The sequence below is a fragment of the Ferrimonas balearica genome (assembly GCF_019802055.1).
Lineage (GTDB): Bacteria > Pseudomonadota > Gammaproteobacteria > Enterobacterales > Shewanellaceae > Ferrimonas > Ferrimonas balearica_A.
In genome coordinates, this window is the sequence record NZ_JAHVHW010000007.1 from 1,578,249 (window position 1) to 1,600,905 (window position 22,657).

18 protein-coding genes and 3 tRNA genes are annotated in these 22,657 nt (G+C 57.8%); 11 read left to right on the plus strand and 10 right to left on the minus strand.

Features of this window, described 5'->3' with window-relative positions:
* Positions 1-43 precede the first annotated feature (43 nt).
* Positions 44-2,419, minus strand: a complete 2,376-nt coding sequence (gene ppsA, locus KUV52_RS14795; protein WP_222526690.1) for a phosphoenolpyruvate synthase — start codon at positions 2,417-2,419, stop codon at positions 44-46.
* A 128-nt stretch (positions 2,420-2,547) separates the two neighbouring features.
* Here ppsA and KUV52_RS14800 point away from each other — a divergent pair, with 128 nt between their 5' ends.
* The 3 genes from KUV52_RS14800 (at position 2,548) to KUV52_RS14810 (ending at position 5,408) form a co-directional block, all read left to right on the plus strand.
* The gene (locus tag KUV52_RS14800; protein WP_222526691.1) at positions 2,548-3,360 is read left to right on the plus strand and encodes a pyruvate, water dikinase regulatory protein; all 813 of its coding nucleotides are present in this window, start codon (positions 2,548-2,550) and stop codon (positions 3,358-3,360) included.
* 204 nt (positions 3,361-3,564) lie between these two features.
* Positions 3,565-4,629 (plus strand): 3-deoxy-7-phosphoheptulonate synthase, encoded by a 1,065-nt coding sequence (locus KUV52_RS14805; protein ID WP_222526692.1) that lies wholly within the window; start codon positions 3,565-3,567, stop codon positions 4,627-4,629.
* A 128-nt stretch (positions 4,630-4,757) separates the two neighbouring features.
* Positions 4,758-5,408: a response regulator transcription factor gene (locus KUV52_RS14810; protein WP_222526693.1), complete on the plus strand. Its 651-nt coding sequence runs from the start codon at positions 4,758-4,760 to the stop codon at positions 5,406-5,408.
* Here the strand turns inward: KUV52_RS14810 and KUV52_RS14815 are convergent.
* Positions 5,405-6,490 (minus strand): DUF3626 domain-containing protein, encoded by a 1,086-nt coding sequence (locus tag KUV52_RS14815; protein ID WP_222526694.1) that lies wholly within the window; start codon positions 6,488-6,490, stop codon positions 5,405-5,407. The two genes, KUV52_RS14810 and KUV52_RS14815, sit on opposite strands and share 4 nt — an antisense overlap.
* Before the next feature lie 164 nt (positions 6,491-6,654).
* Between KUV52_RS14815 and KUV52_RS14820 the strand changes: the two genes are divergently transcribed.
* The 7 genes from KUV52_RS14820 to KUV52_RS14850 all read left to right on the plus strand — a co-directional run bounded on the left by KUV52_RS14820 (position 6,655) and on the right by KUV52_RS14850 (position 13,441).
* Positions 6,655-8,190: an MFS transporter gene (locus KUV52_RS14820; protein WP_222526695.1), complete on the plus strand. Its 1,536-nt coding sequence runs from the start codon at positions 6,655-6,657 to the stop codon at positions 8,188-8,190.
* A gap of 158 nt (positions 8,191-8,348) precedes the next feature.
* Complete coding sequence (locus KUV52_RS14825) at positions 8,349-8,702, plus strand: DMT family transporter (RefSeq protein WP_261389994.1); 354 nt, start codon at positions 8,349-8,351, stop codon at positions 8,700-8,702.
* Positions 8,696-9,016: an SMR family transporter gene (locus KUV52_RS14830; protein WP_222526696.1), complete on the plus strand. Its 321-nt coding sequence runs from the start codon at positions 8,696-8,698 to the stop codon at positions 9,014-9,016. The genes KUV52_RS14825 and KUV52_RS14830 overlap by 7 nt, the downstream gene beginning before the upstream one ends.
* An 81-nt stretch (positions 9,017-9,097) precedes the next feature.
* Positions 9,098-9,973, plus strand: coding sequence for a LysR family transcriptional regulator (locus tag KUV52_RS14835; protein ID WP_222526697.1), 876 nt, complete (start codon positions 9,098-9,100; stop codon positions 9,971-9,973).
* A 39-nt stretch (positions 9,974-10,012) separates the two neighbouring features.
* Positions 10,013-10,504 (plus strand): MOSC domain-containing protein, encoded by a 492-nt coding sequence (locus tag KUV52_RS14840; protein ID WP_222526698.1) that lies wholly within the window; start codon positions 10,013-10,015, stop codon positions 10,502-10,504.
* Between the two features lie 72 nt (positions 10,505-10,576).
* The gene (locus tag KUV52_RS14845; RefSeq protein ID WP_222526699.1) at positions 10,577-12,403 is read left to right on the plus strand and encodes a DUF885 domain-containing protein; all 1,827 of its coding nucleotides are present in this window, start codon (positions 10,577-10,579) and stop codon (positions 12,401-12,403) included.
* Positions 12,404-12,535: 132 nt separating this feature from the next.
* Positions 12,536-13,441 (plus strand): LysR family transcriptional regulator, encoded by a 906-nt coding sequence (locus KUV52_RS14850; RefSeq protein WP_222526700.1) that lies wholly within the window; start codon positions 12,536-12,538, stop codon positions 13,439-13,441.
* Positions 13,442-13,576: 135 nt separating this feature from the next.
* Here the strand turns inward: KUV52_RS14850 and KUV52_RS14855 are convergent.
* The 8 genes from KUV52_RS14855 to KUV52_RS14890 form a co-directional block, all read right to left on the minus strand.
* Positions 13,577-13,662 (minus strand) — tRNA-Leu (locus tag KUV52_RS14855).
* Positions 13,663-13,673: 11 nt separating this feature from the next.
* Positions 13,674-13,747, minus strand: a tRNA-Cys gene (locus KUV52_RS14860).
* A 40-nt stretch (positions 13,748-13,787) separates the two neighbouring features.
* Positions 13,788-13,863 (minus strand) — tRNA-Gly (locus KUV52_RS14865).
* A gap of 285 nt (positions 13,864-14,148) precedes the next feature.
* Entirely contained in the window at positions 14,149-14,703 is a 555-nt protein-coding gene (gene pgsA, locus KUV52_RS14870; protein ID WP_222526701.1) for a CDP-diacylglycerol--glycerol-3-phosphate 3-phosphatidyltransferase, read from the minus strand.
* 47 nt (positions 14,704-14,750) lie between these two features.
* Complete coding sequence (uvrC, locus tag KUV52_RS14875) at positions 14,751-16,589, minus strand: excinuclease ABC subunit UvrC (RefSeq protein ID WP_222526702.1); 1,839 nt, start codon at positions 16,587-16,589, stop codon at positions 14,751-14,753.
* 11 nt (positions 16,590-16,600) lie between these two features.
* Positions 16,601-17,242, minus strand: a complete 642-nt coding sequence (gene uvrY / locus KUV52_RS14880) for a UvrY/SirA/GacA family response regulator transcription factor (RefSeq protein WP_222526703.1) — start codon at positions 17,240-17,242, stop codon at positions 16,601-16,603.
* Between the two features lie 310 nt (positions 17,243-17,552).
* Entirely contained in the window at positions 17,553-19,829 is a 2,277-nt protein-coding gene (locus KUV52_RS14885; RefSeq protein WP_261389995.1) for an acyl-CoA dehydrogenase, read from the minus strand.
* Positions 19,826-20,491: a TetR/AcrR family transcriptional regulator gene (locus KUV52_RS14890; RefSeq protein WP_222526704.1), complete on the minus strand. Its 666-nt coding sequence runs from the start codon at positions 20,489-20,491 to the stop codon at positions 19,826-19,828. Before KUV52_RS14890 ends, KUV52_RS14885 begins: the two co-directional genes overlap by 4 nt.
* Before the next feature lie 335 nt (positions 20,492-20,826).
* Between KUV52_RS14890 and KUV52_RS14895 the strand changes: the two genes are divergently transcribed.
* Positions 20,827-22,650, plus strand: a complete 1,824-nt coding sequence (locus KUV52_RS14895) for a M2 family metallopeptidase (protein ID WP_222526705.1) — start codon at positions 20,827-20,829, stop codon at positions 22,648-22,650.
* Positions 22,651-22,657 lie beyond the last annotated feature (7 nt).

The following is a 22,657-nucleotide window of genomic DNA, read 5'->3' on the forward strand; positions in this document are numbered from 1 at the left end:
CGGCTTTTTTGTCGTCAAGGAATTATGACGTTATCGAGTGACCTTATTTGGCCAGCTTCTTACCCAGGAACAACCAGGTGTCCACTACGGTGTCCGGGTTGAGGGAAACGGAGTCGATGCCCTCTTCCGCCAGCCACTGGGCGAAGTCTTCATGGTCGGACGGACCCTGACCACAGATGCCCACGTACTTGCCACGCGCCTTACAGGCTTTGATGGCCATGGACAGCAGCGCCTTAACGGCAGCGTCACGCTCGTCGAACAGGTGGCTGATGATGCCGGAGTCACGATCCAGACCCAGAGTCAGCTGAGTCATGTCGTTGGAGCCGATGGAGAAGCCATCGAAGTGATCCAGGAACTGATCAGCCAGCAGGGCGTTGGAGGGCAGCTCACACATCATCTGCACCAGCAGACCGTCCTTACCACGCTCCAGACCGTTTTTGCCCAGCTCAGCGATCACCGCTTCCGCTTCACCGACGGTGCGAACGAAGGGGATCATGATCTCGACGTTGGTCAGGCCCATCTCACCGCGAACGCGCTTGATCGCTTCACACTCCAGGGCGAAGCAGTCACGGAAGCTGTCGTCGATGTAACGGGACGCACCACGGAAGCCCAGCATCGGGTTTTCCTCTTCCGGCTCGTAGCGGTCACCGCCCACCAGGTTGGCGTACTCGTTGGACTTGAAGTCAGACATACGAACGATGATGCGCTTCGGATAGACAGACGCCGCGATGGTGGCCACACCTTCCGCCAGACGGGAGATGTAGAACTCACGCGGGTCATCATAACCTGCCATCATCTCAGCGATTTCAGCCTTGGTACCCGCGTCCTGGTCTTCCAGGTTCAGCAGGGCCTTCGGGTGTACGCCGATCATGCGGTTGATGATGAACTCCAGACGGGCCAGGCCGATGCCTTCGTTCGGCAGACGACCGAAGTCGAAAGCGCGATCCGGGTTACCCACGTTCATCATGATCTTCATCGGCAGTTCCGGCAGCGCGTCTACGCGAGACTCGCTTACGGAGAACTCCAGCTCACCGTCGTAGATGAAGCCGGTGTCACCTTCGGAGCAGGACACGGTCACTTTGGCACCGTTGGCGATGGCGCTGGTGGCGTTGCCACAGCCCACAACTGCCGGGATACCCAGCTCACGAGCGATGATCGCAGCGTGACAGGTACGGCCGCCACGGTTGGTCACGATGGCAGAAGCGCGCTTCATGATCGGTTCCCAATCCGGGTCGGTCATGTCGGTTACCAGAACGTCACCGGGCTGGATCTTGTCCATATCTTCGATGGAGTCCAGCACCTTGGCGGTACCGGCACCGATCTTATGGCCAATAGCGCGGCCTTCGCACAGTACGGAGGAGCGGGAAGCCAGGTTGAAGCGCTCAATCACCTGAGCATCTTCGTTGGAACGTACGGTTTCCGGACGGGCCTGTACGATGTACAGCTTGCCATCCAGACCATCTTTGGCCCACTCGATGTCCATCGGACGACCGTAGTGCTTCTCGATGATCACCGCTTGCTTGGCCAGTTCCTGAACCTCGGCATCGGTGATGGAGAATTGGCCGCGCAGTTCAGCCGGCACATCGCCGATCTGCACCTGCTTGCCGTGGCTCTGGTCGGCAGAGTAAGTCATCTGCACCAGCTTGGAGCCCAGGTTACGACGCACGATGGAGTTGAAACCTTTGGCCAGAGTCGGCTTGTGTACGTAGAACTCATCCGGGTTAACCGCGCCCTGCACCACCATCTCACCCAGACCATAGGCGGAGGTGATGAAGACCACGTCTTCAAAACCGGATTCGGTGTCGATAGAGAACATCACACCGGAGGAGGACTTGTCGGAACGCACCATGCGCTGCACACCGGCGGACAGAGCCACACCGCGGTGGTCATAGCCCTGGTGTACACGGTAGGAGATGGCGCGATCGTTAAACAGAGAGGCGAATACGTGGTGGACAGCCAGTTTTACGGCATCAATGCCACGTACGTTGAGGAAGGTTTCCTGCTGCCCGGCAAAGGAGGCGTCGGGCATATCTTCGGCGGTGGCAGAGGAGCGTACGGCGAAGGAGACTTCGTCGCCACCGTCTTTGGAGAGCTGAGCGTAAGCCTGCTCGATGGCGTGGTTCAGTTCCTGTTGGAACGGGGTATCGATGATCCATTGACGGATGCTCTTGCCGGCTTCAGCCAAGGCGTTAACATCGTCCACATCCAGGGTGTCCAGCAGAGCGTAGATCTTTTCGTTCAGTCCACTTTGCTCAAGAAACTCGTTGAATGCCTCAGCGGTGGTGGCAAAACCACCGGGTACCTGTACACCAGCGTTGGCCAGGTTACTGATCATTTCACCCAGGGAAGCGTTCTTGCCGCCCACCCGGTTGACATCGTGCATGCCAAGTTCCTGGTACCAGAGTACGTATTGGGTCACAGTTCTATCCTCACAACCTCGGTTTAAGTAGGGCCCCTTCCTGTCGGGGCGCGGGCATTTTACACTGGGGACGGTTGGAGCGTAAATCGCTAATTTTATTTGTAATTTTATTACGACATGAGGTCAGAATGGGACGTAAGGTGTTCTATATCTCCGATGGCACCGCCATCACAGCAGAAGTGTTTGGTCATGCGGTACTCTCACAATTTCCCATTGAGTTTGAACAAATTACCATCCCCTTCGTTGAAACCTTAGACAAGGCGGAAGAAGTCAAGCAGAAACTGAATGACTGTTTTTTTACAACAGGTGAGCGTCCTTTGGTGTTTCATTCCATCGTGAATCCGGAGATCCGCACCATCATCTACAGCTCCGAAGCGCTCGATTATGACTTCCTCAACACCTTTGTTGCCCCGCTTGAACAGCAACTGGGGGTAAAAGCGGAGCCGCGCATCCACCGCACCCACTCCATCGACAACGCCGCCTATGCGGATCGTATTGATGCGATCCACTACGCGATGGAGAACGACGATGGCATCACCATGAAGAACCTGGACCAGGCGGATGTGATTCTGGTGGGCGTTTCCCGCTGCGGTAAGACCCCCTCCAGCCTCTACCTCTCCATGCAGTTCGGCATCAAGGCGGCCAACTACCCCTTTATTGCCGAGGATATGGACAACCTGAAGCTGCCACCGGAGTTGAAGGCCCATAAAAAGAAGATCTTTGGCCTCACCATTGAACCGATGCGTCTGCACGAGATCCGCAACCAGCGTCTGGAGGGCAGCACCTACGCGTCACTGCGCCAATGCCGGATGGAGGTGAAAGAGGTGGAGATGATGTTTAAGCGAGAGCGTATCCCCTTCCTTAATACCACGTACCACTCCGTTGAAGAGATCGCGACCAAGATCCTCTCCGAGACCGGATTGGAACGAAAAATGTTCTAACCCCACAGCCCGGTGGCGGCGATTTGAGCGGCCACCGGGTTCCCTCCAAAAAAGTCGCTTAACTGCACAAAGTTCAAGCGATTTTCTGCCCAGATCCCGCTCTTGTCACACTCATCGACTCGGGAAATTCGGTATACTCAACCAAATTTGCCGCACGATGTGCCGCGCTGCGCGGTGCGAATGCTTCACCGGCTGACTGTTTTCATGACCATTAAGACTGACGAACTACGCACTACCCTGCTTTCCAGGGTGATCTCCCCCGCCGAACTGGCGGCGGAATTTCCCCTCAGCGATGGCGCCGCCACCGCATTGGTGCAAGCCCGCCGTGAGGTGGAAGCGATTCTGAGCGGGGAAGACCCGCGCCTGCTGGTTATCATCGGCCCCTGCTCCATCCACGACACCAAAGCTGCGGTAGAATACGCCCGCCGTCTGGCCGAACTGAGCCAGGAGTTGAAAGAGGACCTGCAGATCGTAATGCGGGTGTACTTTGAGAAACCTCGCACCACCGTTGGTTGGAAAGGACTGATCTCCGATCCTGATCTGGATGGCAGCTTCAGTGCAGACAAAGGCCTACGGTTGGCCCGTGAGTTGCTGGTGACCATCAGCGAACTGAAACTGCCCATCGCCACCGAGTTTCTCGATATGGTGAACGGTCAGTACATCGCCGATCTGATCACCTGGGGGGCCATCGGCGCCCGAACCACCGAGTCCCAGATCCACCGTGAGATGGCCTCAGCGCTCTCTTGCCCGGTTGGTTTCAAGAACGGTACCGATGGCAACATCAAGATCGCCGTAGACGCCGTCCGTGCCTCCCGGGAGCCGCACATCTTCTATTCACCGGATAAAGATGGCCAGATGAGCGTGTACCGTACCCACGGTAACCCGTTCGGTCACATCATTCTGCGCGGTGGACAAGCCCCCAACTACCAGGCCGAACACATCATTGCCGCCCACGACGAACTGCAGTCGGTCGGCGTGATCCCCAACCTGGTGGTGGACTTCTCCCACGGCAACAGCCAGAAACAGCACAAGCGTCAGCTTGAGGTTGCCCGTGATGTAATGGCGCAGATGGTTGAGCCTCATGGCCGTGCCATTGCCGGTGTGATGGCGGAGAGTTTCCTGGTTGAGGGCAGCCAGAAGGTGGAACAGGGCAAGCCTCTCACCTACGGCCAGAGCATCACTGACGGTTGCCTCAGTTGGGCAGAATCGGAAATTTTGCTGAGGGATTTGGCACAGGCCAGTCGGGCCCGCCGCCAGCGTCTGGGCTGAGTTGCAGCCAGTTCGTGATCCCCGTCCCACCCCGGCGTTTTGCCGGGGTGACTTTTATCACGTCGTTATTTTTCATACAGTAATCTTTGATAACAACGATAATGCGATAATCAGGACGAGCCTACGCCATGGATCACGCCGAGTTACACATACTGATCGCTGACGATCACCCGCTGTTTCGCAGCGCGCTAAAACAGGCTCTTGCCGGACGACTCGACGCCAGATGGGACGAAGCGGACAGCGCCGACACTCTCGAGTCCAAGTTGAAGGTTCAGCAGCCAGATCTGGTTCTGCTCGACCTGGAGATGCCCGGCAGCCACGGCTATTCCACCTTGATCCATCTGCGCAGCCATTACCCCGGCGTTCCCGTGGTGGTAATCTCCGCGCACGAGGACCCGACCACGGTTTCCAAGGCGCTCTCCTACGATTGCCAGGGCTTTATTCCCAAGTCCGCCAGCCCGGAACAGATTGCCGAAGCCCTGCACGTGGTTCTGGAAGGCGACACCTACCTGCCGGAAGGCATGGCGGAGCTGGCAGAGCCCAGTTATGAAGTAAACGATATTGGCGCCCGACTGGCGGAGCTGACGCCACAGCAGTACCGGGTGCTTCAGATGTTTGCCGAAGGGATGCTGAACAAGCAGATCGCTTATGATCTGGGCGTCTCCGAAGCCACCATCAAAGCGCACGCCACCGCCATCTTCCGGAAACTGGGTGTCCGCAACCGCACCCAGGCGGTGATCGCCCTGCAGGGGCTGGAGATGGAGAAAAAGGTGCTTTAACGCGCCGACATCACCAGCAGATGCCACAGCCATTTCAACAGCTGTGACGGAGGCTCGCCCCAGTGCTGCCAGGCACTGGGGTTTTTGATGCTGTCAGACAAGGCAAGGCCAATATGATAAGCGTCCACCCAGTTGCCCTGCCCCTCTGAGCGACCCAGAGCGCTGACCCGCTCCGCCACTTCCGGCATCAGGGGGCCGCGCCGATCCTTCGGCACCGCTTCGGGCTTCAGTCGATATCCGCCATGCCAGTTCAATTCGAAGCCATATCGACGCGACAGGGATTCCAGCGTCTGCCCCACATCCGTGCCGATAAAGCTGGGGTCCGCCACCAGCATCCTCACATCCCTGTCCAGCCGAACTTCTCCGTGAACCTGAGCTTCAATGTAGTGATCCAGGTTGCCCATTGCCGGTGCATCCAGCCAGTGGGCGGAAGGCCCCTGTGACAAGCGGGTCAGCAGGTCGGGCAATCTGAGTTGGGACAGCCCCAGTGCACTGTCCCGTTCAAAACACTCGGTCAGCAGTTCAGAGAACAGAGCGTCCGTTTCGCTACGTGTACCCCGGGCAGCGGACAGTCGGTGCGAGTCGCCGAAACAAAACGTCGAGCGCGCATTCAGTTGGGGGTGAAGCAGGAAATAACAGGAGCCAAAACGTGGCGACGGGCCATCGGAGTGAGGCAGCAATTGCCAGGCACCATACTTGGGGCGGGCATCCGGGGCACTGTGTGGCCCATAAGCCTCCCCGAATAGCTGCGCCTCCCACTGGGCGCGCCGACCATTCGCGGCAGGATCCAGCAATCCGCCGGAGATCCCAGAGGTGAATTGATTGAGGTAGCGGCCGGTTTCAAACAGGGATTCTGCCACCCGGGCGCCGTTGGCCGTCAGCCGGTCCGGGTGGAAATGAAGGGCAATGGGCGCCTCCGCCAAAACCCGGCTTCGGCAGGCGTGCCAACGGGCGTCGTCCAGATCACTCATCGCCAGCAGATGGGCGATATTGGCCCTTGCCTTATCACGCTCGGCTCGTGCCAGGCGCGCCACGTGGTTCAAGGCCGCTTTGGCTGACGCATCCATTACTGTCTGTGACATAAGCCCACTCAATCCATCCCTTAGAGACCTGTTCTATCACTCCTTGTGCGACAGAAAAAGCCAACTTCTTCATCCTGTGAACCCACCATGGTTAACGGAGTTTTTATTCAATGTCACTTTGATGTAGCCTGACGCAGCCCCATAACAACAACGAAGCATTACCAATGAACGGCACTGACACACAAGCAACGAACGATTTACGGGAAGTTAAACAGTTTGGCCTATGGGCTTCCATTGCCAGCCTGAGTTACGTTTTCTGGCTGGTGGGCGGCATGGAGTTGATTGAACGCCTGGCCTATTACGGCGTAAAAAGCTCCGCGGCCCTGTACGCCAAAGCCCCGGCTTCTGCCGGCGGCCTCGGGATCAGCATGGGCGACTTCGGTATCATTCTGATGATCTGGGCGCTCCTGCAAACCTTTGTTCCGGTCTTCACCGGCGGCATCTCCGACCGGGCTGGCTACAAAGAGACCATCTTCGCCTCTACCGTACTGAAGATCGCCGGCTACCTGATGATGGCGTTCTTTCCCACCTTCAGCGGTTTCCTGGTCGGCGCCATCCTGCTTGCTACCGGTACCGGCATCTTTAAGCCCGGCATCCAGGGCACTCTGGTGCTGGCCACCCGCCGCGAGAACAGCTCCATGGCGTGGGGGATCTTCTACCAGACCGTCAACATCGGTGGCTTCCTGGGCCCCCTGATGGCGGTACATCTGCGCCAGCTGTCCTGGGACAACGTGTTTTTTGCCTGCGCCGCGATCATCTCCCTCAATTTCCTGATGCTGCTGGCCTACAAAGAGCCAGGTAAGGCAGAGCGCATTGAGCGTCAGGCCAAGATCAAGCGTGGTGAGATTAAGCAGGAAGCCCTGTGGAAAGACGCCTGGCAGGAGCTTAAGAAGCCTATCGTTCTCGGCTATATGCTGGTTTTTGCCGGTTTCTGGTTCCTGTTTAATGCCCTGTTTGATGTGCTTCCGGTGCACATTGCCGAATGGGTGGATACCCGCGTAATTGTCCAGGACCTGTTTGGTCCGCAGGGCACACAAAACGGCTTTGCTCAGTTCTGGCTGGGGCTAGATAACAGCGGCACCAAGGTAATGCCCGAGGGGATGCTGAACCTCAACGCCGGCATGATCATGACAAGCTGTTTCCTTATTGCCGCGCTTACCGCCAAGTTCCGCATCATGACCGCCATGTTTGCCGGCGCCGTCGCCAGCATCATCGCCTTTGTGATCATCGGCAGCTCCAACTTTGCCTGGGCCATGGTCTTTGCCATCGCCCTGTTCAGCTTGGGCGAGATGATGATCAGCCCGAAGAAGAACGAGTTCATGGGCAACATCGCTCCGGCGGGTAAAAAGGCGATGTATCTGGGCTTTGTGATGCTGCCCCAGGGGATCGGCTGGGGCCTTGAGGGCTACTGGGGCCCGAAACTGTATGAGATGTACGCGTCTAAAGAGACCTTCTCCCGTCTGATGCTGGAGCAAGAGGGCATGAGTGTTGCCGCCGTCGACGCCATCCCTCAGGGTGAAGCCTTTATGCGTCTGGTGGAGTTTACCGGCCAGGACCCCTACGTTCTGACACAGTTCCTGTACGAAACACACAATATCGGCTTTGCCTGGTATCTGATCGCCGCCGTCGGCAGCCTCTCCGCGCTGGGGATTCTGCTTTATGGCCGCTGGTATCAGCGGTTGCAGCAGCAACAAGCCTAACCCCCTACCGGCCCCGCTCTGATGCGGGGCCTTTCTTTATCCCTCGGCCCTATCCACACACAGCGTTAGTTTTGCTTACGCTCAGCAGCATGCTTCCCTGCTGTCACCCCTCTACACTGCGTCCAGTCTCGCGGACCACCGCGCCACCAGGAACCATCATGAAAAGCAAAGCGATCTGCTGGGGCTTTCTTGCTCTTGCCATCATTACCGAAGTCGCAGGCACCAGTGTGATGACCCTGATTGAGGAGGACAAGGGGGTAAAATACGCCCTGCTTTACGGGTTTATCTGCGCCTCCTACTACTTTCTCGCCCGAGCCGCCAAGCGGATCCCCATCGGCATCGCCTATGCCTTGTGGGAGGGACTGGGTCTCACTCTGATCACTCTGGTGGGGATACTCTGGCTTGGCCAGATCCCCTCCCCCATCACTGCATTGGGCCTGCTGCTGGCCATTGTCGGGATCGTCCTGATTACTTTGGGCGAAAACCCCGACCGGGAGGCGGCATCATGCTAAATGCCTTTATGGGTTACGTGGTAGTGGCTGCCCTATTGGATATCGGCGCTAACCTCTGCGCGGCCAAATCAAAAGGATTCCAACACCGAGGCTGGGCCACCGCTACCATCGTCCTGATCCTCGCCGCCTTTACGGCGCTGGCTCAGGCGGTAAAAGGGATGGATCTCGCGGTCGCCTACGCCACATGGGGGGCGTTGGGGATCATTGGAACCGCCCTGCTCGGCCAGGCAGTATTGGGGCATCGGCTCAAGCCTATCGGCTGGGTGGGCATCGCGGTAATCATTGCCGCGGTGGTCCTGATAAAAGTTGGATAAAAAAACCGGGGTGACAGCCCGGTAGCGTTTAATTACTCTTACGCTGAATGCCGGACTGTCGCTATCCTCCCTGGAGCCTCTGTGAACACCAAAGCACTACACCATCTGGTTCTTGCCATCCGGCTGGGCTCTCTCGCCAGGGTGGCCGCCCAGGTGGGCCAAAGCCGCAGTGCCATCAGCCAATCTATCTCCGCCTTGGAGGACCAATTCGGGGTCACGCTGTTTGAGCGCTCCGGCAACGCCATTGTCCCTACCGAAGTGGCACTGGCCCTGCTGGAGGATTGCGAGCGTTTGCTGGCGACCGAACAGCGGATCCGCGAGCGCTGCCAGCAGTATCTGCAGACCCAGGAGAGCCAGATCCGCATCGCCCGTGACGATGCCCTCCCTGAAGTCTGGTGGCGGGAAGCCATCGTGACGCTGAAGCAGGAGTTTCCCCTGATGAGCTTCGTGTTGGTACTGGCGACTCCTCAGGAGCTACCCGCTCAGGTGGCCTCCGGGGCTGTTGACCTGGGATTCGGCCTTGGATTGCCCCCCCACCCGGATCTACTGCAACGCAGTATGGGAAGAATGCGCCTGCAACGGGTCGCCAGTGCTGCCCACCCCCTTAGCCAGCGCACGCGCCTGGACCAGGATGACCTGCAAAACAGCACTCAGGTGACCCTGGCGGCAGCACTGCAGCATGAAGTTCACACCGCACATCGGCTCAGCAACGACTACATCGGCTTATCCAGCTTTGAGCAGATCCGGGATATGGTAGAGCAACAGGTGGGATGGGCCTGGCTGCCAGCACCGCTGCTGACCCGACGCTTACGCAGCGGCCAGTTTAAGGTGCTGCCCCTCGCACCCAACAGCCTGTGGCAGGAGTACCAGGTGTGTTACCGCCAATCCTTTCCGCTGGGACGGGTCAGTGAGCGCCTGTGTGAACGCTTGTCGGACTGGCTGCTGAACTTCGACTGAGGGACTACGCTTGGCCTGAGTCCCTCAGTCGCCAATGCCATGTCCTCTTTACTGGAAACTCTCCAACATACCCTGCCCCAGGAGGGATACCTGCAGTGGATCGGCGTGCGCACCGGACGGGGACAACCGGTGAGAATCCTGGACCGGGTCGAGGTATCCACTGAGTCGGGCCTGGCAGGGGATCGATTCTCCGGCCGGCCCGCAAGTCCGCGTCAGGTTACCCTTATCCAGGCGGAGCATCTTGAAGTGCTTGCTCAACTTCTTGGTATCCCAATTGACCCTGCCCTGCTGCGGCGCAATCTGGTGATCGGCGGCATCAACCTGATGGCGTTAAAGGGTCAGGCCTTCAGCATCGGTCCGGTCGTTCTGGAGGGCACCCGGGCCTGTGCGCCCTGCAGCAAGATGGAGCAGGCGTTGGGGCCGGGAGGGTTTAACGCCATGCGAGGCCATGGCGGACTGTGTGCCAGGGTATTAAAAGGGGGAATCATCAGCGTGGGTGATCCGGTAAGGCTCCACGTTAACCGTTGGTAACATCCTGTTCTTTATTTATCCATTTCAGCCAGTTAGTGTAACGGCTCGACACGTCGCTACAGGGAATGGAGCATGTTCAAAAAGGTGTTCAAATGGACCGCACTGACGCTGGTCGCTGTGCTGGTTCTGGCCGGAGGGTTCGCCGCACACGAGTGGTACGCAAAGAAGCCGTTGTTTTTCAGGGCATTCGTTGACCGCGAGATGGTCAAAATCGCGTTTGATAGCCCGGAAACGCTGACCTCGCTCGGCTTTCTTGAGTCTATGGGCATTAAGGGCCACAACGCGCTGCTCAATGATGACAGCCCGGCCAAAGGCGATGAGATGATGGAAAAGGTGAGCGAAATTCGCGCCACCATCATGGAGTATGACGATGCCAGCTTGAGCGAAGCCGACCAACTCTCCAAAGAGATCGCGCTTTACCTGCTGGATTACGCCGAAGAGGCGAAACCCTACCGCTATCATAACTACCCGGTGAATCAGCTGTTCGGCGTCCAGAATGGCTACCCCAGCTTTATGCAGGCACAGCATCAGGTTCATACCGTGGAGGATGCGGAGAACTACCTGGCGCGTTTGACCGGCGTGAAGCTGAAGTTTGAGCAAAACCTGGATGGCATCCGGTTGCGCACCGAAAAAGGGATCATTCCGCCCCGTTTTGTTATCGAGCGGGTACTGACAGAGATGAACGACTTTGTCGCCACCCCCATCACAGAGAACATTCTCTACGCCTCTCTGCAAACCAAGCTGAGTGAAGCCGAAGGGATCACCGCCGATGAACAGCAACGCCTGCTGGCAGAGGCGGAACGACGCATCCGGGACGACGTCTACCCCGCCTACCAGGGGTTTATTGATTACTTCGTCGCGCTGAGTGCCCAGGCTGATACCGACGATGGCTTCTGGCGCCTGCCCCAGGGCAGCGAAGCGTACGCCATGGCCCTGAAACTGTTTACCACTACCGACTACAGCGCTGACGAGATCCACCAATTGGGACTGGATGAAGTCGCCCGTATCCAGGCAGAGATCCTGACTATCCTGGCCGGTGAAGGTTTTGATACCGAGGCGGGATTTACCGCAGCCATTGAAGACCTCGCTGCGGATCCGCGCTTCTATTACGAGGATAACGACGCCGGTCGGCAGGAGATCCTGCAGGACTACCAGGCGATTCTGGATGAGATCGACTCCGGCTTGAGTGACGCCTTCAATATCCGTCCCAAAGCGGGGATGGAGGTAGTACGCATTCCGGAGTTTAAAGAGAAAACCGCACCCGGTGCCTATTACCAACAGCCTGCGCTGGATGGTAGCCGCCCAGGGCGTTTCTTTGCCAACCTGTACGACATCAAAGCGACCCCACGCTATAGCATGCGAACCCTGGCTTACCATGAGGGCATCCCGGGACACCACTTCCAGATCGCCCTGGGAATGGAGCAGGAGGGCCTGCCCTTCTTCCGCCGTATGTCACCTTTCACCGCATACGTTGAAGGCTGGGCACTTTACAGCGAGCAACTGGCCTGGGAGTTGGGCTTTCAACAGGATCCCTTCGACAATGTTGGCCGTCTGCAAGCGGAACTGTTCCGGGCGGTGCGACTGGTCGTGGACACCGGCATCCACCACAAACGCTGGACCCGGGAGCAAGCGATCGAGTACATGCGCGACAACACCGGAATGGCGAAATCCGACGTCATTTCCGAAGTGGAACGCTACATCGTCATGCCTGGTCAGGCCACCGCCTACAAAGTCGGCATGATGAAGATCCTGGAGCTTCGTAGCAAAGCACAATCCCAGTTGGGTGACCGTTTCGACCTTCGCGACTTCCACGACGTGGTTCTGCAGAACGGCGCGGTTCCGCTGGACGTTCTGGAGCAGCTAATCGAGCGCTATATCAACGATAAGCAAACGAGTTAACACCAAAGGGGGCCAAATGGCCCCCTTTTCATTTCAACACTCTCATTGATGCACGTTTGTCATTTCAACACCTTGTTGCCTATGGCATCTTAGTCCTAATCTAGTTCTACTCTACTGATTGGCCTGAGCCCCATGCCGAAAACGCGTCGCCACACTCTGCAAGACATCGAGCTCCTGACCGCATTGGTCAAAACCCGCAGCCTGACAGAGACCGCCGGGTATCTCGGAATTTCAGTCCCCGCAGTCAGCCAGGCTTTGGATAAACTCAGAGAACGCGTCGGTGATCCCTTGCTGATCCGCGATGGTCGAGGTATGACCCCCACGGCACTGGCAAGCCGGGTCGCAGAGAGTGCTGAGACTCATTTAAACGAGTTAACAGACCTACACCGTAACCTGATAGCCAGTGGCAATAGAGACACCCTGGACATCGCCTTTCCCCCTGCTTACGAAGCACTACTCCTGGATGCCCTGCTTGAGTGTGATCGACGGCCCGATGATCTCACCATCCACTGCGCGGAACTGGATACCAACGATTACCTGCAGGAAGGCAGCCGGGTTATGGAACTCCTTGGCAAACGACAGTTGGACATCGCTTTGGTGCTCTACCCCATCGAGGATCCCCGTTTTCATTGCATCAAGGTGATTGAAGACCAGATTGTGGTGCTGCATCGCAAGGGCCACCCACGCATTCGAGAGATGGACGCCGAGACCTACTACGCCGAAGAGCATGTGGCATGGAAGATGGCCTTCTACCGCCAGGCATGGCAACGGATGGCGGGCATTCAACTGGAGGAGCGTCGCATCGGTGCTGTGATCAGTGACAGCTTCTCTCTGGGGAATATCGCCTCAAAAAGTGACCTCATCGCTTCGGCGCCCGAAAGCCTAGCCCGACGCTGGATGAAATCCCTGCCACTGGAGATGAAACCCTTCCCCTTTAAGCACCGCCCTATCAGCACTTACCTGGTTTATCACAAAGCGTATGCGCGCCCAGAACTGGCCCGATGGGTTCAGGACGCCTGCGAATCACTTAGTCAGTAATGCGGGAACCGCACCACCGACAGGCGCTTTGGATGAAGTGCCTGTCGGGAACGCGCCATAGTGAAAGGCAAACAAAAAAGCCCAACCCCTTATCAGGATTGAGCTTTGATGTTGTCCGCATCGCGACTGTGGAAATGGTGCCCGAGGCCGGACTTGAACCGGCACGACCAGAGGTCGACGGATTTTAAATCCGTTGTGTCTACCAATTCCACCACTCGGGCGGAGTATAAGATGGAGGCGCGTCCCGGAGTCGAACCGAGGTCCACGGATTTGCAATCCGCTGCATAGCCACTCTGCCAACGCGCCTTAACTTGTGTCAAACCGGCAATTGCCCGTTTGCGAAATTTGGAGCGGCACACGAGGTTCGAACTCGTGACCTCAACCTTGGCAAGGTTGCGCTCTACCAGCTGAGCTAGTGCCGCTTCGTTATTTGCACTTTTTAGTGTGCGAGTTCGCTTCCCTAAGGTTGCGCTACTCTCTTTACCCACACTGAGCGAGTGCCGCTTCGTCTAAGTGCTTCTTTCGAAGCCTGGGGAGTTAACCCCTTGTCCGTAAAGCCGTTTGCCCCCGAACACGCTGCGCATTTTACGGGGTTGGGGAACTAAGTCAACCGCCAAATCGCCTCTCAATGCGCGTTTGCCGCCTTTTCGAGCACTTCGCTCAGGGAGGCGACAACCCCGGGATAATTCACGTTCAATAACGTGAAATTATCCGTGTCGAGTCAAATCACTCCAGGCTGCCCGGATGTAGGAAAGCATGGACCAGATGGTCAAGAAGGTCGCTACGCCCAACAGCCCGAAGGAGATATTGGTCAACAACGGGTTGCTGAAGTGAATGATCAGGCCGGTAATCGCGATCATCTGTGCGGCCGTTTTAAACTTACCCAACCAGGAAACGGCAACGATGCCCCGTTTCCCCATCTCCGCCATCCACTCTCGCAGTGCGGAGATCACGATCTCGCGGCCAATCATTACGATAGCAGCCAGGGTGATCAGCATATTGTCGTAGTCGGCAACCAACACCACCAGAGCCGTCGCCACCATCAACTTATCCACCACGGGATCCAGGAAGGCACCGAACGGAGTGGACTGGTTGAGACGACGGGCGAGATAGCCGTCCAGCGCATCGGTCAGAGAGGCCAATACGAACAATCCGGCCGCCACCAGGTAGGACCACTTCCAGGGAACGTAGTACAGGGCAATGAAGACGGGGATCATCACCAATCGGATTAGGGTGAGGATGTTTGGGATATTAAGCTTCATGTCGTTCCCGGCAGGTGTGCAGGGGGGCAATCATGCCGTATTTGGCCTTACATTCGCAATGCGTCATAAATCTTTTGTGCCAGTTGCGGGCTGATACCTGGCACTTTTGCCAACTCAGCCACACTGGCTTTCTTAAGCTCTTGCATTCCGCCAAGAAATTTCAGCAACTGCTGACGTCTCTTGGCCCCGACTCCCGGGATCGACTCCAGTACCGACTGCCCACGGGCCTTACCCCGAGCGGCGCGGTGTCCACTGATGGCGAAGCGGTGGGCTTCGTCCCGGATGTGTTGGATCAGGTGCAGCGCCGGAGCGTCTGCGGGCAGGTGAATCACCTCCCGGGTAAAGCCGAGAATGAGGGTCTCGAGACCTGGCTTGCGACTCTCCCCCTTCGCCACCCCCACCATTAACGGCTGAGGCAGTCCCGTGTCCGCCAGCGCCGCCTCCATCACGCCTTCGGCTTGGGTCAATTGGCCCTTACCGCCATCGATAAAGAGAATGTCCGGCAGATTGTCCGCTTCCGTTACCTTTTCATAGCGCCGTTTGAGCGCTTGCGCCATCGCAGCATAGTCATCACCCGGGGTAATACCATTGATGTTATAGCGCCGGTACTCCTGTTTTGCCGGGCCTTCCGCATTAAACACCACGCAGGACGCCACGGTCTTTTCACCCATGGTATGACTGATGTCGAAGCACTCCATGCGGCGTATGGGCGCTTCCAGCTCCAGCGCCTCGGTAAGCTGACGGAAACGCTCAGCCACGGTGCTCTTATGGGCAATCCGTGAGCTGAGTGCGCTGCGAGCGTTGGTTTCCGCCAAACGCTGAAACTGTGCGCGCTCGCCTCGGACCCGGGTCTTGATGGCAACCCTGCCCTGCCCCCGCTCGTTAAGCATCGCTTCGAGGGCAGGCAGGTCTTCACAGGGGACGTTCAGCACAATCTCCCTGGGTATATGGCGCTCTTCACCACCGCCAAGGTAGAACTGCAGCAAAAAGCTACTGACCAGCTCATCAATGTCGGTGTCCCGAGGCACCTTGGGAAAGTAGCTTCTGCTGCCCAGGATCTTACCCTGACGGATAAACAGCAGGTGACAGCAGGCCATCCCGCCCTCCAGGTGCACGCCGATGACATCCAGCTCCGCCTGGTGTCCCTGTACCCCCTGCTGTTCCTGAACGGTTCTGAGGGCCTGGATCTGGTCCCGGTACTGCGCCGCCTTTTCAAACGCCAGCGCCATACTGGCCTGCTCCATCTTCTCCGCCAGCTGGCCAATTACCGTCTGACTCTGCCCCTGCAGGAACAAGCGGGCGAGCTTCACCTGCTGGCTGTACTCCTCATCGCTGATCATCCCTGTACAGGGCCCGCTGCAGCGTTTCAGTTGGTACTGCAGGCAGGGACGGCTGCGATTTCGATAAAACCCATCCTCACACTGTCGGATGGGAAACAGCTTCTGCATCAGGTGGAGGCTTTCCCGCACCGCCCCACCATTGGGGTATGGACCAAAGTAATGGCCCTTGGCGCGCTTGGCGCCACGATGGAACGCCAAACGGGGATGCTGATGGTCAGACAGGAAGATATAGGGGTAGGACTTATCGTCCCTGAGCAGCACGTTGTATCGGGGCATGTACTGCTTGATGTAGTCATGCTCCAGGATCAGCGCTTCCGTCTCGGTGTGGGTGACCGTGACTTCGATATGGCCTATCTGCGCCACCAGGGCGCGGGTTTTGGTGCTGGGAAGGTTGCTGCGGAAGTAGGAGCTCAGACGCTTCTTCAGGTCTTTGGCCTTGCCTACATAGAGGACAGTGCCGCCCGGTGCGTCGTACATGCGGTACACACCGGGCTCACTGGTGACCGAGCGCAGAAACGCCCGGGCGTCAAAGGTGTCAGTTGGCATGGTTACGGGGTTCAGATCTTCTCTGAGTCCACCATACCATAACGAATCGCGAGACGGGTCAGCTCCACGTCGCCGTTGATCTTAAGCTTCTCAAACAGGCGGTAGCGGTAGCTGTTGACGGTTTTGGGGCTCAGGTTCAGCTGCTCAGAGATTTCCGAGACCTTCTGACCGGACGTCACCATCATGGTGATCTGCAGCTCGCGCTCGGACAGATCATCAAAGGGGTTCTTCTCCGGGTTAAAGGGCTTGAGCGCCATCTGCTGAGCGATCTCCGGCGCGATATAGCGCTGACCGGAGGCAACCACACGGATCGCCTGAACCATGTCTGCAGGCGGAGCATTTTTGGTCAGGAATCCGGCAGCACCAGCCGCCATCACCTTGGACGGGATCGGCTCTTCGGTGTACACCGTCAGAATAATGATGCGGGCATCGGGGTTGTAGCGGAGAATCTTGCGGGTCGCCTCCAGGCCACCAATGCCTGGCATACTCATATCCATGAGAATCACATCGCAATCGTGCTTCCGGCACCAGGCAACGGCTTGTTCGCCATCTTCGGCTTCGCCGACCACCTTAATCCCTCGCTCGTCCTCAAGGATGCGACTGATCCCGGTACGCACCAAGGCATGGTCGTCAACTAATAACACGTTGATCACAGTGAAGCCTCTCTATCCACTTGCGGTTGGCTGTGTCGGATTGTGATTCGATGATACTCGCAAATGGCAAAGCGTCAATAGCCGGAACAACAAGGCTGAATACTTATTTGTCATACACTTAGCGTCAATAACGCGGCTAAGTATCTGATTTGTGATCTGACTCCGAGCTGTCGGTATCAGCCTGGTTATACAAAACCACGATTCACTCATTTTCCGCTGATTGACCCGACAGAACTCGCCCCTGCCCCCTCACTCTGGTTTGAAAACAAAAACACCGCCAGTTATGGCGGTGTTTTGCTCGGATTATCGGTTACAGCGACGCGAACTCGTCCACGTCAATCGCCTTACGACACAGCGCATTGGCATTCAGTACCGTCTCGGCTTGCTCCTTAGACAGCACGTCATGTTCAACCGCCGCTTCCAGCAAAGAGTCGCTGACCGGGCCTCGGGGCAGCTTACCGGCACGCTGCGCCTTCTTCAGAGCCTTAAGTAACGGGGCGGCCTGACGCTGAGCCAGGAACGCCTGCTCCAACTCGGTTACACCGTCATCCAGATCGCCATCGACCGGACAAAGATGGGTCAAACGATTACGCAGGCAACCGGGCTCCATGATCGCTTCGGCCACTTCCCGTTTGCGGTCATCATTGGGGCCCTTGAAGTGGTTGCCCAGCGGGAACAGCAACGCACGACACAGCCACCCCACCGGACGGTTGGGGAAGTTTCGGATCACCCCATCCAGCGCTTTTGCCGCCTCAAAGGTGGCCTGCTCAATGGCGTAGTGAACAAAGGGCAGGTCCGCTTGCTGACGACCGTCCATCTCGTAGTTGCGCAGTACCGCAGAGGCCAGGTAAAGCTGGCTCAGCACATCACCCAAACGGGCCGAGATCATCTCACGACGCTTCAGGCTGCCACCCAGTACCATCATCGCAATGTCCGTCATGATCGCCAGGTTGGCGCTCAACCGGTTGAGGTGCTGGTAGTGACGACTAGTTGGGCCCGCCACCGGTTTCTCAGCAAAGCGGGAGCCGGTGATGGCGTGTCCAAAGGAGACCACAGCGTTGCGTACTGCATAAACGATGTGGGAGATCAGCAGGCTGTCAAAGCGCTTCAGGCCAGCGTCGTCGTCGGGATTGGCAACCGCTTCCATCTCCGCCAGCACATAGGGGTGACAGCGGGTCGCGCCCTGACCGAAGATCATCAGGTTGCGGGTCAGAATGTTCGCCCCTTCCACGGTGATGGACACCGGAGAAGCGATGTAGTTGTTGCCCAGATAGTTCTTCGGCCCCAACTGAATCCCTTTGCCCGCGTGAACGTCCATGGCGTCATTGATCACGCTGCGGCCCAGTTCCGTCATGTGGTACTTGGCGATGGCGGTGATCACCGACGGTTTCTGGTTGGTGTCGATGGCCGTTACGGTCAGCTTACGGGCGGATTCCAGGGTATAGGTATTGGCGGCAATCCGGGCCAGTGCCTCCTGGATCCCTTCGAAGTCGCCGATCTGCACGCCAAACTGCTGGCGAACACCACAGTATGCACTGGTGGTGCGGGTAGCCAGGTGGGCGGTGGCCGTCGCCAGGGCCGGCAGTGAAATGCCACGGCCTGCGGAGAGACACTCCACCAGCATACGCCAGCCTCGACCGGCATAATCCGGACCACCGATGATCCAATCGATGGGGATAAATACGTCTTTGCCGCGGGTGGTGCCGTTCATAAAGGCCATGCCCAGAGGATCATGGCGATTGCCAAGCTCAACGCCGGGGTGGCTGGAGGGGATCAGTGCACAGGTGATGCCAATCTCCTCGTTGTCGCCAAGCAGGCCATCGGGATCGCGCAGTTTGAACGCCAGGCCCAGAACGGTAGCCACAGGTGCCAGGGTGATGTAGCGCTTATCCCAGGTCACCCGGATACCCAGCACCTCTTCACCGTTGTGCTCGCCTTTGCACACCACACCGACATCGGGAATGGCGCCAGCGTCAGAACCGGCAGTCGGCGCAGTCAGGGCAAAACAGGGCACCTCTTCGCCCTTGGCGAGGCCGGGCAACCACTGCTTTTTCTGTTCATCGGTGCCGTAGTGCGCCAGCAGTTCACCCGGACCCAGGGAGTTGGGCACCATGACGGTCACGGCAGCACTCATGGAGCGTGACGCGATACGGGACACAATGGTAGACGCGGCATGGGCGGAGAACGCCAGACCGCCATAGGCTTTGGGGATAATAAAGGAGAAGAACTTCTCCTTCTTGATGTACTCCCAGACCGGCTCGGGCAGGTCCTGCTGGCCCTGAACGATCTCATAGTCATCCAGCATGGTCAGCAGCGTGGCAACCTGGTTGTCCAGGAACGCCTGCTCTTCATCGGTCAGCGTATTGGCGGGGTAGCTGTGCAGCTGGTTCCAGTCCGGAGCACCGCGGAACAGCTCACCGTCCCACCAGACATTACCGGCTTCCATCGCTTCCCGCTCAGTTTGGGAAAGCGGCGGCAACACGCGCTTAAAAAAGGCAAACGCCGGGCGGGAGATCAACTGACGCCGTATATCGGTGACGCCGAAGATCACCAACAGGGCGATCAGAATTAAGAACAGCAACGTCATGATACTTCCTCTATCAGACTGTGTTGGAGATCAGGGGCCGGCGCGGCAACGCCTGCGGCCATGTAGGGAATGATTCGTCGGATCACCGATTCGATGTCGTTGTTCTGTTGGAAGTCTGCACGGGCAATGTCAGACAGTGCATCGAAGGAACTCATGGTGAAGACGACGGTGCCAAGGGTGAAGTGAAGACGCCAGAACACTTCCACCATGGGCAGATGGGGTGCGGCTTTGTGCACCAGGGCCGTAACCCGGTTAAGCACTTCGCCGTAATGGGTGGTCACAAACCAGCGCAGGTGGCCCTGGCTTTCGATATAGCCACGCCCCAGCAGTTGCAGGAAGATGGCGGTACCGTGACTGCGCAGGTCGTCCAGATCCAGCATCGGCTGAACCATCGCCTCAAACACTTCCTGCAGGGTCAGGTCCGGTTTCTGCTCCAGTTCAATGAAGGCCTCGTTGATCGCGGGCATAAAGCGATCAAGATAGCGGGCCAGCACCGCCTGGATGAGTTCCTTTTTGGAACCGAAGTGGTAGTTGACCGACGCCAGATTGACCTCTGCCTTGCCGGTAATCAGGCGCAGCGAGGTTTCCGAAAATCCCCGCTCAGCGAACAGGCGTTCTGCTGCGTCCAGAATACGATGCTTGGTGCTTTGTCGATTGGCCATAGCCTCACCCGTGGTTTCAAACACCCGTTTAAAGTAAACAGGACACAACCGTTTGTCAAAGTTCTTGTCACAAGGCTAAAGAGTCGAATTTCAAGGGGATAGTGCCTGATTGACCAAAATTCGAAAAATATACAATCGCGGTGCTGAGAATGAGCTATACAGATATTAAGGTCGAATTTCGACGCATCCATATTCACTCCCTGGACCTGGCGAGCCCAATCTGTCACTGCGCGCCGGGTCTTTTTTTATCCTGCGATCGGCCTTCAACCCCGGCAACCATTTCGCTAGACTGGCGCCACCTTTCCATTACATAACAACAACACAAGGAATCTGTGATGACCGCCATGCCGAAATGGGCCCTGAGTGCCTGCGCTCTGGCGCTGTTGACCGCCTGCAATAACGAGTCAGCCGTCCAGGCCAAAGCCGCCATCGAGCCCTCCCCCAAAGCCTTTATTGATGAAGCGGAAGCGGACCTGTCTCAAATCAGTGAAACCGCAGCGCGAGCCGAGTGGATCTACGCCAACTTTATTACCGAAGACACCGCCGCGCTGGCCAGCGAAACCGGCCGCATCTATACCGAAAAGGCGGTTCGCTACGCCTCGGAAGCCGCCCAGATTGATGGCAGCCAACTCTCCGAAGCAGACCAGCGTAAACTGGCCATCCTTCAGCGCAGTCTGACACTCCCCGCCCCTTCAGATCCGGACAAGAGCCAGCGGCTGGCGCAACTCAGCACCGAGCTGGGCGGCCTGTACGGCAAAGGCCGTTTCTGCATTACCCCTGAAGAGTGCCTGAGCCAGCCTCAGCTCTCCTCCATCATGGCCAGCAGCCGTGACCCGGAAGAGCTGAAAAAGGTATGGGCGGGCTGGCGTGACGTCGCCAAGCCAATGCGTCCCCTGTTCACCGAGCAGGTTGCCCTGGCCAACGAGGGTGCCCAGGCGTTGGGCTATGCCAATGTCGGCGAACTGTGGCGCAGCAAGTACGACATGCCCGCCGCCGAGTTCCCCAAGCAGTTGGATGGGCTCTGGAACGAGGTAAAACCGCTCTACGAAGCTCTGCATTGTTACGTCCGTGGCGAGCTGGGTGAAGAGTATGGTACCGATGTGGTGCCGCAGAGCTCTCCCATCCCCGCGCACCTGCTGGGGAATATGTGGGCACAGCAGTGGGGTGAGATCTATGAGCTGGTGGCCCCCGCTGACCTGCCGGGGCCGGGCTATGACCTGACCGCCCTGCTGGAGCAGCATGGCTACGATGAGATCCGCATGGTGGAGCAGGCGGAAACCTTCTTTACCTCCATGGGCTTTGCCCCCATGCCCCAGACCTTCTGGGAGCGCTCACTGTTTGTGGAGCCGCAGGATCGTGACGTGGTGTGCCACGCCTCCGCCTGGGACTTGGACAACCGTGAAGATATCCGCATCAAGATGTGCATTCGCAGGAACGGCGAAGACTTCCGTGTGATCCACCATGAGCTGGGCCACAACATCTACCAGCGCGCCTATATGGACCAGCCCTTCCTGTTTAAGGACAGTGCCAATGACGGCTTCCATGAAGCGATTGGCGACGTGATCTCACTCTCCATCACCCCCAACTACCTGCAGGAGATTGGGCTGATTGAGACAGTGCCGCCCGCAGAGAGCGACATCGGACTGCTGCTGCGCCAGGCACTGGATAAAGTGGCCTTCCTGCCGTTCGGTCTGATGATCGACCAGTGGCGCTGGAAGGTGTTCTCCGGTGAAATCACCGCCGAGAACTACAACGCGGCCTGGTGGGATCTGCGTAAGCAGTACCAAGGCATTGAAGCTCCGGTCGCCCGAACTGAAGCCGATTTTGATCCCGGCGCCAAGTACCACGTTCCGGCGAGCGTCCCCTACACCCGCTACTTCCTGGCTCACATCCTTCAGTTCCAGTTCTACCAGGCACTGTGTGATGAAGCGGGCTACGAAGGCCCCATCCACCGCTGCTCCCTGTACGGCAGCAAGGAAGCCGGTGCCAAGCTGAATACGATGCTGGAGATGGGCCTGAGTCAGCCCTGGCCCAAGGCGCTCGCGGCGGTGACCGGATCAGAGCAGATGAGTGGTAAAGCGATGCTGAACTACTTTGCCCCGCTGCATCAGTGGCTGGACGAGCAGAACCAATTGGCTGGCCGTCAGTGCGGTTGGTAAGGACTCT

Excerpts from the sequence above, each read along its gene's own strand:
- KUV52_RS14820 (WP_222526695.1), top strand. The coding sequence starts at position 6,655 with ATGAACGGCACTGACACACAAGCAACGAACGATTTACGGGAAGTTAAA.
- KUV52_RS14890 (WP_222526704.1), bottom strand. The coding sequence starts at position 20,491 with ATGGCCAATCGACAAAGCACCAAGCATCGTATTCTGGACGCAGCAGAA.
- KUV52_RS14895 (WP_222526705.1), top strand. The coding sequence starts at position 20,827 with ATGACCGCCATGCCGAAATGGGCCCTGAGTGCCTGCGCTCTGGCGCTG.
- KUV52_RS14825 (WP_261389994.1), top strand. The coding sequence starts at position 8,349 with ATGAAAAGCAAAGCGATCTGCTGGGGCTTTCTTGCTCTTGCCATCATT.
- uvrC (WP_222526702.1), bottom strand. The coding sequence starts at position 16,589 with ATGCCAACTGACACCTTTGACGCCCGGGCGTTTCTGCGCTCGGTCACC.
- KUV52_RS14830 (WP_222526696.1), top strand. The coding sequence starts at position 8,696 with ATGCTAAATGCCTTTATGGGTTACGTGGTAGTGGCTGCCCTATTGGAT.
- KUV52_RS14845 (WP_222526699.1), top strand. The coding sequence starts at position 10,577 with ATGTTCAAAAAGGTGTTCAAATGGACCGCACTGACGCTGGTCGCTGTG.
- KUV52_RS14815 (WP_222526694.1), bottom strand. The coding sequence starts at position 6,490 with ATGTCACAGACAGTAATGGATGCGTCAGCCAAAGCGGCCTTGAACCAC.
- KUV52_RS14805 (WP_222526692.1), top strand. The coding sequence starts at position 3,565 with ATGACCATTAAGACTGACGAACTACGCACTACCCTGCTTTCCAGGGTG.
- KUV52_RS14810 (WP_222526693.1), top strand. The coding sequence starts at position 4,758 with ATGGATCACGCCGAGTTACACATACTGATCGCTGACGATCACCCGCTG.
- pgsA (WP_222526701.1), bottom strand. The coding sequence starts at position 14,703 with ATGAAGCTTAATATCCCAAACATCCTCACCCTAATCCGATTGGTGATG.
- KUV52_RS14885 (WP_261389995.1), bottom strand. The coding sequence starts at position 19,829 with ATGACGTTGCTGTTCTTAATTCTGATCGCCCTGTTGGTGATCTTCGGC.
- KUV52_RS14840 (WP_222526698.1), top strand. The coding sequence starts at position 10,013 with ATGTCCTCTTTACTGGAAACTCTCCAACATACCCTGCCCCAGGAGGGA.
- KUV52_RS14850 (WP_222526700.1), top strand. The coding sequence starts at position 12,536 with ATGCCGAAAACGCGTCGCCACACTCTGCAAGACATCGAGCTCCTGACC.
- KUV52_RS14800 (WP_222526691.1), top strand. The coding sequence starts at position 2,548 with ATGGGACGTAAGGTGTTCTATATCTCCGATGGCACCGCCATCACAGCA.